The 13,445-nt window shown below is 72.9% G+C and carries 14 protein-coding genes; 7 read left to right on the top strand and 7 right to left on the bottom strand.

From position 1 onward, the window contains the following. The first annotated feature begins 2 nt into the window (after nucleotides 1-2). Nucleotides 3-797, top strand: coding sequence for an SDR family NAD(P)-dependent oxidoreductase (locus tag ACNYS0_RS36985; protein ID WP_422480225.1), 795 nt, complete (start codon nucleotides 3-5; stop codon nucleotides 795-797). 19 nt (nucleotides 798-816) lie between these two features. Here ACNYS0_RS36985 and ACNYS0_RS36990 read toward each other — a convergent pair whose 3' ends face one another. Continuing rightward, on the bottom strand, nucleotides 817-1,545 hold the full coding sequence (locus tag ACNYS0_RS36990; protein WP_422480227.1) for a class I SAM-dependent methyltransferase: 729 nt from the start codon (nucleotides 1,543-1,545) through the stop codon (nucleotides 817-819). A 300-nt stretch (nucleotides 1,546-1,845) separates the two neighbouring features. On the opposite strand from ACNYS0_RS36990, the gene ACNYS0_RS36995 reads away from it, so the two are divergent. Both ACNYS0_RS36995 and ACNYS0_RS37000 read left to right on the top strand, forming a co-directional pair. After that, the gene (locus tag ACNYS0_RS36995; RefSeq protein WP_422480229.1) at nucleotides 1,846-2,271 is read left to right on the top strand and encodes an SRPBCC family protein; all 426 of its coding nucleotides are present in this window, start codon (nucleotides 1,846-1,848) and stop codon (nucleotides 2,269-2,271) included. Further along, a complete protein-coding gene (locus ACNYS0_RS37000; RefSeq protein WP_422480231.1) occupies nucleotides 2,268-2,765 on the top strand; it encodes a MarR family winged helix-turn-helix transcriptional regulator in 498 nt (165 codons plus the stop codon). The genes ACNYS0_RS36995 and ACNYS0_RS37000 overlap by 4 nt, the downstream gene beginning before the upstream one ends. Here ACNYS0_RS37000 and ACNYS0_RS37005 read toward each other — a convergent pair. Next, the gene (locus ACNYS0_RS37005; RefSeq protein WP_422480233.1) at nucleotides 2,682-4,145 is read right to left on the bottom strand and encodes a DHA2 family efflux MFS transporter permease subunit; all 1,464 of its coding nucleotides are present in this window, start codon (nucleotides 4,143-4,145) and stop codon (nucleotides 2,682-2,684) included. The two genes, ACNYS0_RS37000 and ACNYS0_RS37005, sit on opposite strands and share 84 nt — an antisense overlap. Nucleotides 4,146-4,379: 234 nt before the next feature. On the opposite strand from ACNYS0_RS37005, the gene ACNYS0_RS37010 reads away from it, so the two are divergent. The 4 genes from ACNYS0_RS37010 to ACNYS0_RS37025 are packed head-to-tail and all read left to right on the top strand — an operon-like array spanning nucleotide 4,380 to nucleotide 8,117. Then, nucleotides 4,380-5,648 (top strand): beta-ketoacyl-[acyl-carrier-protein] synthase family protein, encoded by a 1,269-nt coding sequence (locus ACNYS0_RS37010; RefSeq protein ID WP_422480235.1) that lies wholly within the window; start codon nucleotides 4,380-4,382, stop codon nucleotides 5,646-5,648. Continuing rightward, complete coding sequence (locus ACNYS0_RS37015) at nucleotides 5,645-6,886, top strand: ketosynthase chain-length factor (protein ID WP_422480237.1); 1,242 nt, start codon at nucleotides 5,645-5,647, stop codon at nucleotides 6,884-6,886. Before ACNYS0_RS37010 ends, ACNYS0_RS37015 begins: the two co-directional genes overlap by 4 nt. A gap of 45 nt (nucleotides 6,887-6,931) precedes the next feature. Beyond that, nucleotides 6,932-7,189 carry an acyl carrier protein gene (locus ACNYS0_RS37020; RefSeq protein WP_422480239.1) on the top strand — a complete coding sequence of 86 codons (258 nt, stop codon included), beginning with the start codon at nucleotides 6,932-6,934 and terminating at the stop codon, nucleotides 7,187-7,189. A 7-nt stretch (nucleotides 7,190-7,196) separates the two neighbouring features. Beyond that, nucleotides 7,197-8,117 carry an MBL fold metallo-hydrolase gene (locus ACNYS0_RS37025; protein ID WP_422480241.1) on the top strand — a complete coding sequence of 307 codons (921 nt, stop codon included), beginning with the start codon at nucleotides 7,197-7,199 and terminating at the stop codon, nucleotides 8,115-8,117. Nucleotides 8,118-8,187: 70 nt separating this feature from the next. Here ACNYS0_RS37025 and ACNYS0_RS37030 read toward each other — a convergent pair whose 3' ends face one another. Genes ACNYS0_RS37030 through ACNYS0_RS37050 form a run of 5 tightly spaced genes read right to left on the bottom strand, consistent with a single transcriptional unit; the run spans nucleotide 8,188 to nucleotide 13,443 of the window. After that, complete coding sequence (locus ACNYS0_RS37030) at nucleotides 8,188-8,382, bottom strand: acyl-CoA carboxylase epsilon subunit (protein WP_422480243.1); 195 nt, start codon at nucleotides 8,380-8,382, stop codon at nucleotides 8,188-8,190. After that, the gene (locus ACNYS0_RS37035) at nucleotides 8,379-9,128 is read right to left on the bottom strand and encodes an SDR family NAD(P)-dependent oxidoreductase (RefSeq protein WP_422480245.1); all 750 of its coding nucleotides are present in this window, start codon (nucleotides 9,126-9,128) and stop codon (nucleotides 8,379-8,381) included. Before ACNYS0_RS37035 ends, ACNYS0_RS37030 begins: the two co-directional genes overlap by 4 nt. 29 nt (nucleotides 9,129-9,157) lie before the next feature. Then, nucleotides 9,158-10,336, bottom strand: a complete 1,179-nt coding sequence (locus ACNYS0_RS37040; protein ID WP_422480247.1) for an alpha/beta hydrolase family protein — start codon at nucleotides 10,334-10,336, stop codon at nucleotides 9,158-9,160. After that, complete coding sequence (locus ACNYS0_RS37045; protein WP_422480249.1) at nucleotides 10,333-11,796, bottom strand: aromatase/cyclase; 1,464 nt, start codon at nucleotides 11,794-11,796, stop codon at nucleotides 10,333-10,335. The genes ACNYS0_RS37040 and ACNYS0_RS37045 overlap by 4 nt, the downstream gene beginning before the upstream one ends. A 54-nt stretch (nucleotides 11,797-11,850) precedes the next feature. After that, nucleotides 11,851-13,443: a class I adenylate-forming enzyme family protein gene (locus tag ACNYS0_RS37050; protein WP_422480251.1), complete on the bottom strand. Its 1,593-nt coding sequence runs from the start codon at nucleotides 13,441-13,443 to the stop codon at nucleotides 11,851-11,853. Between the last annotated feature and the right edge of the window lie 2 nt (nucleotides 13,444-13,445).

Below are 13,445 nucleotides of genomic sequence, written 5' to 3' on the forward strand. Positions count from 1 at the left end.
CCGTGACGACCCAGGAACCGACGCGGCCCACCGGGTACGCGGACCTGTTCCGCCTCGACGGACGCAAGGCGGTCGTGGTGGGCGGGGGCGGCGGCATCGGCCGCGAGAGCGCGCTCGCGCTGGCCGCGCACGGCGCGCAGGTGGTGTGCGCGGACCGCGACCTGAAGGCGGCCGAGGAGACGGCGTCGCTGGCCCCCGGCCTGTCGGCGTACGCGCTCGACGTCCTGGACACCGACGCGGTGACGCGCGCGGCCGACGACCTCGGCCCGGTCGACGTCCTCGTCTTCACCGCCGCGACGAACGTGCGCAAGCGCCTCCTCGACTACACGTCGCAGGAGTTCGACCGGGTCGTCGCCCTCAACCTGAGGGCCTCGTTCGACCTGGTGCGGGCGTTCGGGCGCGGCATGGCGGAGCGCGGCCGGGGCAGCATCGTCGGCTTCAGCTCGATCCGCGCCGTGACGGTCGAGCCGGGCCAGGGTGTCTACGCGGCGACCAAGGCGGGCCTCGTCCAGCTCGCCCGCACGGCGGCGGCCGAACTGGGCCCGTCGGGCGTGCGGGTGAACACCATCGCGCCGGGTGTCGTGGCCACCCCGCTGACCGAGCAGATCCGGGCGGTGCCGGAGTGGTCGGCCGCGTACGCCGACAAGAGCGCGCTGGGCCGCTGGTCCCGCCCCGACGAACTGGCGGGCGCGGTCGTCTACTTGGCTTCCGACGCCTCGTCGTTCGTGACGGGCAGTCAACTCTTCGTGGACGGTGGCTGGACGGCGGTCGACGGCCGGTACACACCGCCGAGCTGACCTGCGGGGGAGGGCCGGATCAGAGCGGGCGTCGCGCCACGAAGACGAACTCCTTCCCCGGCCGGTCGGGCGCCCCGCGGACGTCCGTCACCTCATAGCCGTGCGCGAGCAGATCCCGCTCGACCTCCTCGCGCTCCCGGAAGCGCAGCGTCGATCGCGAGGTCAGCACCTGCCCGTCCGAGGCGAACCGGTAGGTCGAGTCGAAGGTCACCAACGGGCCGTCCACCTCGGTCAGTTGCTCCCACTTCTCGACCCACCCGACGCCGGGGATGTCGGCCACCTGGTGGGTGAGGTCACGGGTCCACTCCTCCCAGGCGCGGCGGGCCGGGTCGCGGGTCTCGAAGACGAGGTGCCCGCCGGGGCGCAGTGCTTCGTGGGCGCCCTGCAAGGTGCCCTGCCACGTCGATGGGTCGACGATGGCCTGAGCGACGTTCGCCGTCATGGTCGCGAGGTCGACCCTGAGCGGCGGAAGGGTCGTGCCGTCCCCGTGGATCCACCGCACCCGGTCGCCGCCCGGCTTGTCGCGGGCCACGTCCAGGGAGGCCGCGGCGGGGTCGACCCCGACGACCTCGATCCCGCGGTCCGCGAGGCGGAGCGCGAAGACGCCCGTGCCGCATCCGATGTCGAGCACCCGGCGCGCCTCGCACTCCTCCGCGATCCCGAGGTAGGCGTCGAGATCGCTGCGATCGGGGTCGAGCGGGTCGTAGATCGGGGCGAGCCGGGGGTGCGCGAAGCAGGCGTCAGTCATACGGCCTGGCCCCTCGGCGCCTCGCCCGTCAGGTCCGACGGGCCCGTGTTCGCCCCGCACAGCGGCACGGCGGCCCCCGGGACGGGGTCCGCCGCGGTGATGAGAACAACGTCCTTCAGCGTGATCAAAATGCACCTCTCTGTGGATGCCGCGGCGCGGACCGGCGCTGCGTGCGTCGTCTTGGTTGCCGCAACGGCGAAGGCGGCACCGGCGTTCCCTCAGGAGCTTCATCGCTTGCCCCCGCCCCAGAAAGTATGCACACTTATAGTAAGTGCACATACGGAATGGGAGACGATCGCCATGTGGGAATTCGAGCACAGCATCGAGGCCGATGTGACTCCGTCGCAGGTCTGGGCGCGCTACGCGGACGTCGCGACCTGGCCCGAGTGGGACACGGGGATCGTGCAGGTGACGCTGGACGGACCGTTCGAGGCCGGCACCGCGGGGACGATGACGCCCGAAGGACAGGACCCGTTGCCCTTCACCCTCACCGAGGCCGTACCGGGGGAGGGGTTCACCGATGAGACGGTGATCCCGGACGCCGTCACACTGCGGTTCATCCACCGGCTCGCCGGGCTGCCGGGCGGGCGCACACGGATCACGCACCGGTTGGAGATCGAGGGGCCGGCCGCGGAGGCGATGGGGCCCGAGCTCGGACCGCAGATCACCGAGGACTTCCCCGAGGCCATGGAGGCCCTGGCCAAGGTCGCAGGACAACGCGGATGAGTGAGAGTGCCGAAGGGCAGGGGCCCTGGGGCAACCCGGGGTTCCTGCTCTGGCGTGTCACGCTCCGCTGGCAGCGCGCGGTCGGTGCGGTGCTGCGCCCGCTGGGGCTCACGCATCCGCAGTTCGTCGTGCTCGCCAGTACATGGTGGCTGGGACGGGGCGGGCAGCCGCCCAGCCAGCGGGAACTCGCCGAACACACCGGCATGGACGCCATGACCGCCTCGCAAGTGGCCCGCGCCCTGGAGGCCAAGGACCTCATTCGGCGCGAGCAGGACGCGCGGGACACCCGGATCAAGCGCCTGCACGTCACCGGCGAAGGGGTGACGGTCGCTCAGAAGGCCATCGAGGCGGTGGAGTCCGTCGACCGCGAGTACTTCAAGGCGGTGCCGGGGCACTCCGCCTTCGTCGCGTCACTGCTCGCTCTCGCCCCGCCGCCCGGCCCCGCCGCGGAGGGCGAGCACCATGCAGGCCGAGGCGGCGACGGCGAGCACTGAGAGCAGCACGAGACAGGAGAACGCGGTCCGGTAGCTCGCGGCGGCGCCCGGACCGCCGTCTCCACCGCTCAGTACGGACACCAGCAGCGCGGCGCCGACGGCACCACCGAGGCGCAGGAAGATGTTGATCAGGGTGACCGCGTCGGGCAGCTGGGCCGGGGCCACCGTCACGTACGCGGCGGTCGACGAGGGCACCACCGACAGGGCGTTGCCGATGCCGAGGAGCAGCAGGCATGCCTCCAGGGCGAGCAGCGGGGCGTCGGAGGGCAGCAGTGCCGCCGCGACGAAGGCGAGGGCCGTCACCAGCCCGCCCGCGAGGGACACCGGGCCGCCGCCGAAGCGATCCGTGAGGCGCCCGGACAGCGGCAGGGTCGCCGCGCCGACCGCGAAGCCCACCATCGCGAGCCCGGTGCCGATCACGCCGTCGCCGCGGACCAGTTGGAAGTACAGCGGCCAGATGACCAGCGCGCCGAACTGGATCGCACCGGCCAGGAAGCTCGCCGCGGCGGCGGCCGAGAAGGCACTGTTGGCGAACAGGCCCGTGTTCAGCACGGGCGCCGTACGGCGGCGGCTGAGCATGCCGAAGGCCGCCAGCGCGGCGCAGCCCACGAGCAGCGGACCGTAGAACCCGGTGAGGGTGAGCCCTCGGGACTGTCCCGGCACACTGACCGCGTACGTCGCCGCGGACAGGCCCAGGGCGACCAGGACGAACCCCGGAACGTCGAAGCCGGCCCCGTCCGCGGGCTCGCCGGGCGGGACGAGACGCCGCCCGAACCACCAGCCCGCCAGGCCGACCGGCACGTTCACCAGGAACAGCCACGGCCACGACGCATGCGCGATCAGCAGGCCGCCGAGCACCGGGCCCGCCGCGGGGCCGAGCACCAGGGCCATCCCCGCCGTGCTCATCACCCGGCCCATCAGGCCGCGGCCGGCCGCCTGCGCGATGACCGTCTGCCCCGCCGGCAGGAGCAGGCCGCCGCTGAGCCCTTGCAGGATGCGGAAGACGATGAGCTGCGGCAGATCGTCGGCCACGGCGCACAGCAGCGAGGACCCGGTGAAACCTGCGAGCGACCACATCCACAGGCGCCCCGCCCCCAGCCGGCGCGCGGCCCAGCCGCACAGCGGAAGCCCCGCGACCAGCGCGAGGAGATAGCCGCTGACGATCCACTGGGCGGAGCGGAGCGAGGCGTGCAGATCGTCGGCCACCGTCGCGAGGCCGACGTTCACCAGCGCCCCGTCCAGCTGTGTCATGAAGGCGCCCACGACGACCACCGTGGTCACCTGCCAGACGCGCCTCGGGACGGCGGGTCGCTGCTGCGGTCCGGTCCGCGTCGTGGCCGGTGGGCCCTCGGCGGCCGCGCTCGCGTCCGGCGATGTCATGTGTGCTCTCCTTCACGGTCCACGACGGTGTGCGCGGCCCCCAGGGGAGTGCATCGCGCTCGCAGGTCCCTTGGGATCCGCTCGAAGTGGCCTCGGAGCACGTCCGGTTGAACCCCGGAGCACCACCGAGCGGTGCTCGAGCCCTGCTGGTCAGGCTGTGCCGGGTCACCAGGTGCGGAGAGAGGGGTTCACGATGGTCCTTGGCCACAGGACACGCACGCGGGGCGGTGCGACGTGACGCGCCGTGTCGTCGTCACCGGGATCGGTGTCAAGGCCGCGGGCGGGCCGGACCGCGCCGCCTTCTGGGAGCTGCTGACCGCGGGCCGCACCGCGACCCGGAGGATCAGCTTCTTCGACCCGTCGCCCTATCGCTCGCAGATGGCGGGCGAGGCCGACTTCGACCCGCTGGCCGAGGGGCTGACGCCGGCCGAGGTCCAACGGATGGACCGGGCCACCCAGTTCGCCGTCGTCTGCGCGCACGAGGCCGTGCGGGACAGTGGCCTGGACTTCGCGCGGCTCGACCCCACCCGCGTCGGGGTGAGTCTCGGCAGTGCCGTGGCGGCCGCGACCAGCCTGGAGCAGCAGTACGTGGCCGTGTCGGCGCACGGCCGCGACTGGCTGGTGGACCACACACGGATGTCACCGCACATGACCGACTATCTCGTCCCCAGCGCCATGCCCGCCGAGGTCGCCTGGACCGTGGCCGCCCAGGGCCCGGTGACCATGGTGTCCAACGGGTGCACCTCGGGCCTCGACTCGGTCGGCCACGCCTGTCGGCTGCTGCGGGAGGGCAGCGCGGACGTGGTGCTCGCCGGGGCCGCCGACACCCCCGTCACCCCCATCGTGGTGGCCTGCTTCGACGCGATCCGGGCCACCAGCCCCCGCAACGACGACGCCGCGCACGCCTCCCGCCCCTTCGACGCCTCGCGCAACGGCTTCGTCCTCGCCGAGGGGGCCGCGATGTTCGTGCTCGAGGACTACGAGCGGGCCCGCCGCAGGGACGCGCACATCTACGCCGAGATCTCCGGCTACGCCGGACGCTGCAACGCGTACCACATGACCGGACTCAAGGCGGACGGCCGGGAGATGGCGGAGGCCATCAGGGTGGCTCTCGCCGAGGCCGGGACGCGGCCGGACGCCGTGGACTACATCAACGCGCACGGCTCCGGCACCCGGCAGAACGACCGGCACGAGACCGCGGCCTACAAGCGCAGCCTCGGCGAGCACGCGTATCGCACGCCCGTCAGCTCCATCAAGTCCATGGTCGGCCACTCGCTCGGCGCGATCGGCTCCATCGAGATCGCCGCCTGCGCGCTCGCCATCGAGCACGGCGTCGTGCCGCCGACCGCGAATCTGCACACACCGGACCCGGAGTGCGACCTGGACTACGTGCCCCGCACGGCCCGCGAGTGCCGGGTCGACACCGTGCTCACGGTCGGCAGCGGATTCGGCGGATTCCAGAGCGCGATGGTGCTGCGCGCCCCGGAAGGAGCGAAGGCATGAGGGGCATACCCGGCGGCCCGCGCGGCCGGACTGTGGTGACGGGACTCGGCGTCGTCACCCCCAACGGCTTCGGGCTCGAGGAGTTCTGGCAGGCCACCCTCGACGGGCGCAGCGGCATCGGCCCGCTCACCCGGTTCGACACCGCGGGCTGCCCGGCCCGGCTCGCCGGTGAGATTCGGGACTTCGATCCGGCCCGCCATCTGCCCGCACGGCTCCTGCCCCAGACGGATGTGTCCACCCAGTTGGCGCTGGTCGCCTCGGACGGGGCGCTGCTGGATGCGAAGCTCGAGCCGGACGTCTACGCCGACTACGAGATGGGGGTGGCGACCGCCAACGCGTGCGGCGGATTCGCCTTCACCCACCGGGAGTTCCGCAAACTGTGGACCGAGGGCCCCGGGTCGGTCAGCGTCTACGAGTCGTTCGCCTGGTTCTACGCGGTGAACACCGGCCAGATCTCCATCCGCAACGCCTTGCGTGGGCCGAGCACCGCGCTGGTCGCCGAGCAGGCCGGCGGCCTGGATGCCGTCGGCCAGGCCCTCCGGTCCGTGCGCGCGGGGACGCCGCTGATGGTCACCGGTGGCGTCGACTCCGCCTTCGACCCGTGGGGCTGGGCAGCCCTGCTCGCCGACGGCCGGGTGTCGCGGGCCACGGACCCGGCCCGCGCCTACCTTCCCTTCGATACCGGGGCCTGCGGTCACGTGCCGGGCGAGGGCGGAGCCATCCTGGTCCTGGAGGAGGCCGGTGCCGCGCGCGCCAGGAACGCGCACCGGGTGTACGGAGAGATCGCCGGCCATGCCCAGACGTTCGACCCGCCGCCCGGCTCCGGTCGGCCGTGCGGACTCGCGCGGGCCGCCCGACTCGCCCTGGCTGATGCCGGGGTGACGGCCGATCAGGTCGATGTGGTGTTCGCCGACGGCGCGGGGGTTCCCGCGCTCGACCGGGCGGAGGCCGCGGCGATCGCCGAGGTCTTCGGCCCGCACGCAGTACCCGTCACGGTGCCGAAGGCGCTGACCGGCCGGATGTACTCGGGCGCGGGGCCGGTCGACATCTGCGCCGCGCTGCTGTCCGTCCGCGACGGTGTCGTCCCGCCGACGAGTGGTGTCACACAGGTGCCGCCCGAGTACGGCATCGACCTGGTGCGGGGCGAGGCGCGGCAGACGAGGGTCCGCTGCGCGCTCGTGCTCGGCCGGGGGCGGCACGGCTTCAACTCGGCCGTCGTGGTGCGCGAGACGCCCTGAACCATGCCGAACAGCACGCCAAACAACACAGGAGTTGAGTTGATCATGTCCACAATGGCCATCGAGGACCTGGGCCGGTTGCTGACCGAGGAGGCGGGTGAGACGGAGGCCGGCGCGCTCACGGATGCGTCCGCGGACACCGAGTTCACGGCCCTCGGCTACGACTCCCTGGCCCTGCTGGGGATCGCTGCCCGCATCGCCAAGGAGTTCGGGGTGGAGATCCCGGACGACGTCCTGTTCGAACTGCACACCCCGCGTGCCGTCCTCGACCTGGTCAATGGCGCCGTGGTGGAGCGGGGCTGAGGGGGAGATGGCTGCGGATACGACCGGGCCGGGGAAGCTGACCGAGCTCGCCGAGGACGTCTACGCCTACGTGCAGCCGCCCGGCGGCTGGTGCGTGAGCAACGCGGGGGTGATCGCGGGCAGTGACGGGGCGGTCGTCGTCGACACCTTGGCGACCCTCCGCCGGGCCGGCCGCCTGGCGGCCTGCGTCGACGGCCTCGGCGTCGGTCCGCGCCGGACGCTGGTCAACACCCACCACCACGGCGACCACACCTTCGGAAACAGCCTCTACGGCACCGCGGCCGAGGTGATCGTGCACGAGCGGGCGGTGGCCGAGCTGATCGAGACGGGGCTGGCCCTCACCCGGCTGTGGCCGGACGTCGAATGGGGTGAGGTCGAGGTCGCCCGGCCCACCCTCACTTTCGCCGACCAGATCGAACTGACCGTCGGTGAGAGGCGGTTGGAGCTGTGCTACGTCGGGCCGGCCCACACCACGAATGACATCGTGGTGTGGCTGCCGGACAGCCGCGTGCTGTTCGCGGGGGACGTGGTCCTCGCCGGCTCCACTCCCTTCGCGCTGATGGGCTCCATCGACGGCTCCCTCAAGGCGATCGAGCGACTGCGCGGCCTGCGCCCGAGGGTCGTGGTCTGCGGGCACGGGCCGGTCGGAGGGCCGGAGGTGCTCGACGAGAACGAGGCCTACCTGCGCCGTGTCCGCCGGATCGCCGCGGAAGCCCTGTCGGCCGGACTCACGCCGTTGGACGCGGCACGCGAGGCGGGCCCCGGAGCCTTCGCGCACCTGCTGGACCCGGAGCGACTCGTCGGCAATCTGCACCGGGCCTACGCCGAACTGCGCGGCGGTGAACCGGGGGCCGCGCTGGACGTCCCGTCGGTCTTCGGCGAGATGGTGGACTACAACGGGGGCCGGCTGCCGCACTGCCTGGCCTGAGGCGCGACACAGCGGGGCCGGCCGGGGGACCGTGTCCCTCGGCCGGCCCTTTCATGGTGTTCCCGGGCGCTCAACTCCGGTGGCGCCAGCTGCTCGGCGACGCATACCGCGGCAGCCGTTCCAGACGTTCCCACGTCGCGTACCTGCCCCGGGCCCGGCCCCGCGCGGCACCGAGGCCCACCAGTGCGAGCACGAGGGCGACGGCGGCGACCTCCTCCTCCGTCGGCCGGCCCCGGGCGATGCGTACATCGACGGGCGCGCTCACGACGGCGTGGCTCCGCCGTCGACCGTGATCACCTGCCCGGTGATCCACCGCCCCGCGTCGCTGACCAGGAACGCGATCACGTCGGCGACGTCCTGTGGCTGCCCCAGGCGCTTGAACGGCGACGCCTCCGCCAGGGCGGCCCGACGCTCCGCCGGCGCCTGCTCGAACATCCCGGGGACCGTCGGCCCGACCCGCAGGGCATTGACCGTGATGCCGCGCGAACCCAGCTCCTTCGAGGCCACCGTGCTGAACAGCTCCAGGGCCGCCTTGCTCGCCGCGTAGACGCCGGAGCCCTCGATCGGCGCCTGGACGAGGGTCGAGGAGATGTTGACCACGCGGCCCCAGTCCGCCAACCGCAGTCCGGCCTCGCGCAGGACGTTCAGGGCGCCGCGCACATTGACGTCGAAGACCTGCTGGTACGTCGCGTCGTCGAGTGCGGAAAGCGGCCGTGGCGCGGTCGTGCCCGCGTTGTTGACCACGACGTCGAGGCGGCCGTGGTGGACCAGGACCTCCTCGAAGACGGCGCGGACCCGCTCCGGGTCCGCGACGTCGAACCGTACGACCTCGGCGGTGCCGCCCGCTTTCTCGATGTCGGTCACGAGCTCCTCGGCGCGGCCGGCCCCGGTGTGCACGCCCACCACGACGTGGTAGCCGTCGGCGGCGAGCCGTCGGCAGACGGCGCTGCCGATGCCACCGGCGCCGCCGGTCACCAGGGCGATCCGAACGGTCGGCAGACTCAAGGACATGGAACGTTCCCCCTCATACTCGAATGAGCTCATGCGAGCCGCTGGGCGACCCAGTCGGCCGCTTCCAGGCTCCAGGTGTCGATCTCGTTGAGGCAGACGTGCGCCTCCCTTGCATAGGTGGTGAGTTGGTGCCGGGCGCCCCAGGCCCGGTCCAGCTCGGTGAGCGAGGCGAGCGGGAAGATGTCGTCCAACTCCCCGTGGACACTCAGTACGTGAGTGTCCGGCACCGTGCCGAGGTCCAGTGCGAGTGCGTCGAAGCGCGCCTGCATGTCCGCGGCGCGACGGTCCGTGCCACCGTCGGCCGCGCCTCCGAGCAGGGCGTACCGGAAGTCGTCCTTGAGGCGGCGCGGCAAGCCGTCGTAAGGGGCCACGCGTGGGCCGCCGGAGGCATTCACCACGCAACGGAAGGCTTCGCCGAGGAACTGGGCGACCCGCAGGGCGATGTGGCCGCCGAAGCTGATGCCGAAGAAGGCGAGGCGGTCGCCCGCGATCCTCGGGTCCGCCCGCAGCCGCCCGATCAGGCCCGCGACGACGCTCTCCATCCCGACGAGGAGGGGCTCCTGCCCGAGCCGCAGTCCCTGGCCCGGGCCCTCGAACAGCACCGTGGCGATTCCGCGTTCGAGGTAGGCCTCCGCGACGGCCAGCACCTCGACCTCGGTCATGGAGTCGAGCCCGTTGGAGAGAATCACACAGGGCACGGGACCGGCCGGGCGACGGTGGGGTGGCGGCAGGATCAGCCAGTACGGCGTGGGCGCATCGGCGGGCGTACGCCCCGGCGACTCGCCCTGCTCCAGGTCGAGGTCCTCGCCTTCCAGGCTGCGCAGGAACAGCTCGCGGACCCTGTGGCGCAGCGCGCTCTTGCGGACGGTGTCGTCGAAGTACATGAATTCGGCCCAGTGGTAGCAGCCCGCCGCGAGTCCGGCGGCGCGCGAACGTCCCGCCGCCGTCGACGCCCCCTGGGAGAGCCGTGCGTAGCCGTCGCCCCGGGTCGACCAGCGCACCCGCCACTCCTCCCAGAAGGCGGCCGAGCCGAGGTCGACGTCCTCGCAGGGGAACCCGTCGAGCGCGTGGGCGATGTCTCCCCAACTCACCTGCGGAGCCCGGCGGGAGTGCAGGAACATCAAGCGCGGCAGGAAGTATCCGCAGGCACGGAAGAGCGGCTCGGGCAGCCGGGCCGGCCGCCGCACCAGTGCCGTCGCGCCGGTCATGCGCCCACCGCCGACCGCGCGTCGTCGTCGAGCGCGCGGGCGCAGGCCTCGACCGTCACCCGGCTGTTGGTATGGAGGAGTTCGCGCACGCGCGCCTTCTGATCACGCGGTTCGTCCGTGCCGAACGCGGCGGCGCAGGCCGCACGGTCGAGCACCGCGGTGTGTTCCGCGACGACCTCGCTGCCGCCCTCCACCGCGCGCACCTGCCAGCTGCCCGTATGCCGGCGCAGCAGCGCGGGGGGCCGCGGCTGGAAGTACAGGATCGACAGCCGCTCGTCGTCGCAGTGCCGCACGCTGCGGAAGGTCTCACTGCCCTCGCCGGCCTCGACCTCCATGGTGAACTCCTGGTCGCCCCCTTCGTCGTACAGCACGGTCAGCGACGCGCAGTGCGGCAGCAGCTTCGGCCAGCCCGCGACGTCCGCGAGCAGGGCGTGCACCGCGTCCGGCGGGTGCGGCACCGCGAAACAGGAGCGGACTGTGGTGAGCATGTCCGTGCCGTCCTCGGCCCAGGCGCGCAACGCGGTCATCTCGGCGGCGGCGTTGGTCTCCACGAAGCCGCGCACGACAGCCGCCGCCTCGGCCACCGTGGTCACGCCCTCCCGGATGCCGCGCACGTCGTCGAGCATCCGCCAGTGCCGGTCCACCGTCAGCAGGCAGCGCCGGGCGCCGAGCGGGACGACGCGCCACTGCCCGTGCATCGACGCCACGAAGGGCATGGGCACCGGCAGGTGGTAATCGACCCGGCGCAGCGCGTCGAAAGGACGCCTGCGGGTGTCCCAGGCGACCGTCCGGCCGTCCTGGAGGGCCTCGATGCGGACCAGCTCTCCGGTGGCGTCGGATTCGAGGGTGGTGGCGCTCAGGCAGGCGTCGAAGAGGCGCGGCCAGCTGCCGGGGTCGCGGATCAGCGGGTAGACGATGTCGGCGGGCGCCGCCACGACCACCGAGTGCCGGGCATGGTGCTCGAGCCGGGGGACCGCGGGGGCGGTCCGCTCCACCGCCGCCTTGATGTTGCCGAGTTCAGCGGAGGAGTTGGCGTCGATGGCCGCCTCGATGAACGCCTGCGCCTCGGCCCGTGTGGACACCCCGTCGACCTGCCCGGGAATCTCGGCGTCCGGACTCAACTCGTAGGTGTGCTCAAGCAGCAGCAGGCTCTGCTCGTCGTTGACGGGCACGACGCGCCACTCGGTGGTCATGGCGGCGACGAGCTTCATCGGCCGCACGATCTCGGCCCGTACACCGTGGACTTCGGGGAGGAAGCGGCGCCGGGACTGCCAGGTCATCGACTCGCCGCCCACGCGGGCCCGGAGCTCGATGTGCTCGAAGCCCGGCTCTTCGGCGAGCACGGTGACCGCCTCGCAGGGGCCCAACACCTCGGGCCACTCACGGGAGTTGCTGATGAGCCGGTAGACCCGCCCGGGCGGGGCGGCGCAGACGACGGAATGGGACGCGTGACAGGTCATGACGAACGGCTCCCGGGTTCCCCGCGGTTGCGCGGGCGTGCGGTCGGATGAAGGTCACAGCTGGATGAGTGCGGCGTGCTCGATCTGCCGGGCAACCTCCGCGCGCAGCACTTTGTCGTTGCTGCCACGAGGGAACGGGACGGTGGTCGCGTACAGCAGGTCCGGCCACTTCTCCCGGCTGAGTACGCCGCCCAGAGCGGCCCGCACCGCGGCGCGCAGGGCGCCGGGGGTGCGGGCCGCCAGGGGGCCCGAGACACAGGCCACGGGCCGCTCGGCCGGGGTGTCGGAGCCGGTGAGGCCCAGGAGGACCACGTCCCGGACGCCGTCGAGGGTGCTCAGTACGCCCTCGACCTCCGCCGGATAGATGCGGTGGCCGTCGGCGCTCATCACCGTGCCATTGATGCGGCCCTTGAGCAGGAGGTCGCCCTCGGGGCTCCAGGCGCCCAGGTCCCCTGTGCGCAGCCAGGCACCGGGCGCCCGGATCCGGCCGGACGCCACGTCGAGGTAGCCCTCCATGACGGCGTCGCCGCGCAGCAGGATCTCGCCCACCTCGGGCGGATGGCCGGGCAGCGGCTCGACACGGAGCTCGACGGTGTCGTCCGGGCGCCCCACGCAGTAGCTGTGCCGCAGCCTGCCGGGGGAGCGGTGGGCCGACTCGTCGAGCCAGCAGAACGGCCCGTACGTCTCGCTCAGTCCGTACCCCTGCACCCAGTCACAGGGCATCAGCAGGCGGGCCTGTTCCAGCAGTGGGCGGGGCAGGGCGGCCGCCCCGTAGGCGACGGTGCGCAGGCAGGTCAGGTCGGTTTCGCCGGCCCGAGCGGACTCCACGAACCGGCGCAGGGCCCGCGGGCGCAGCATGATGTGCGTGGCCCGGTGCCGTGCGACCTCCGCGGGCCACGCGCCGGGGTCACGGCCGGAGGGGAGGACCAGGCGCGCATCGTGCAGCAGCGCCCCGAACGAGAAGATCACGCCGGTCGTGTTGTTGAGCAGCCCCGACATGAACACTCGCGCGTCGGCATCGAATCCGAGCCTCCCGCTGACGCTGCGCACCCGCCGGCAGACCAGGGCCTCGGAGACGCTGACCGCCTTCGGAGCACCGGTGGATCCGCTGGTGAACAGCGTCAGGAAGTGCGCCACCGGCTCCGGGTGCTCGACGGGCAGCGGCCGCGCGTCCTGCTCGTCGAGGTCCCGGCCCGGTTCGTCCAGCCCGTCGCGGGGGTCGAGGAACACCGCCGAAGCCGCGAGCGCGCGGACCTCGGCGAGCCGGTGGTGATCGGCGCCGGCGCGCAGATGGACCACGGCGTCGGGATGCGCGTCCGCGGCGATCGACCGCCACTCGGGCAGGGCGGCCGCGCTCAGGTTGTACGGCATCAGGACCCGCAGCCCCAGCGCGCTCGCCGCCGCCAGGAAGACCACGCCGCGGGCATCGTGGTCGAGCAGGGCCAGGACCCGGTCGCCGGGGCCGAGCCCGTGCCCGCGCAACCGCTCGGTGAGCCGGCCGGCCGCGGTCAGCAACTGGCGCCGGGTGTACGTGCCGTGGGCACCGGCCAGGCGGAAGCGATCCGTGCCGCCTCCCGAGCCGGACAGCATCGAGCTGAGCTTGTCCGCGGCCGGCCCGGCCTGTCGGGGATCCCGCGTCGCAGGCACGG

Source organism: Streptomyces anthophorae, from assembly GCF_049310305.1.
Lineage (GTDB): Bacteria > Actinomycetota > Actinomycetes > Streptomycetales > Streptomycetaceae > Streptomyces.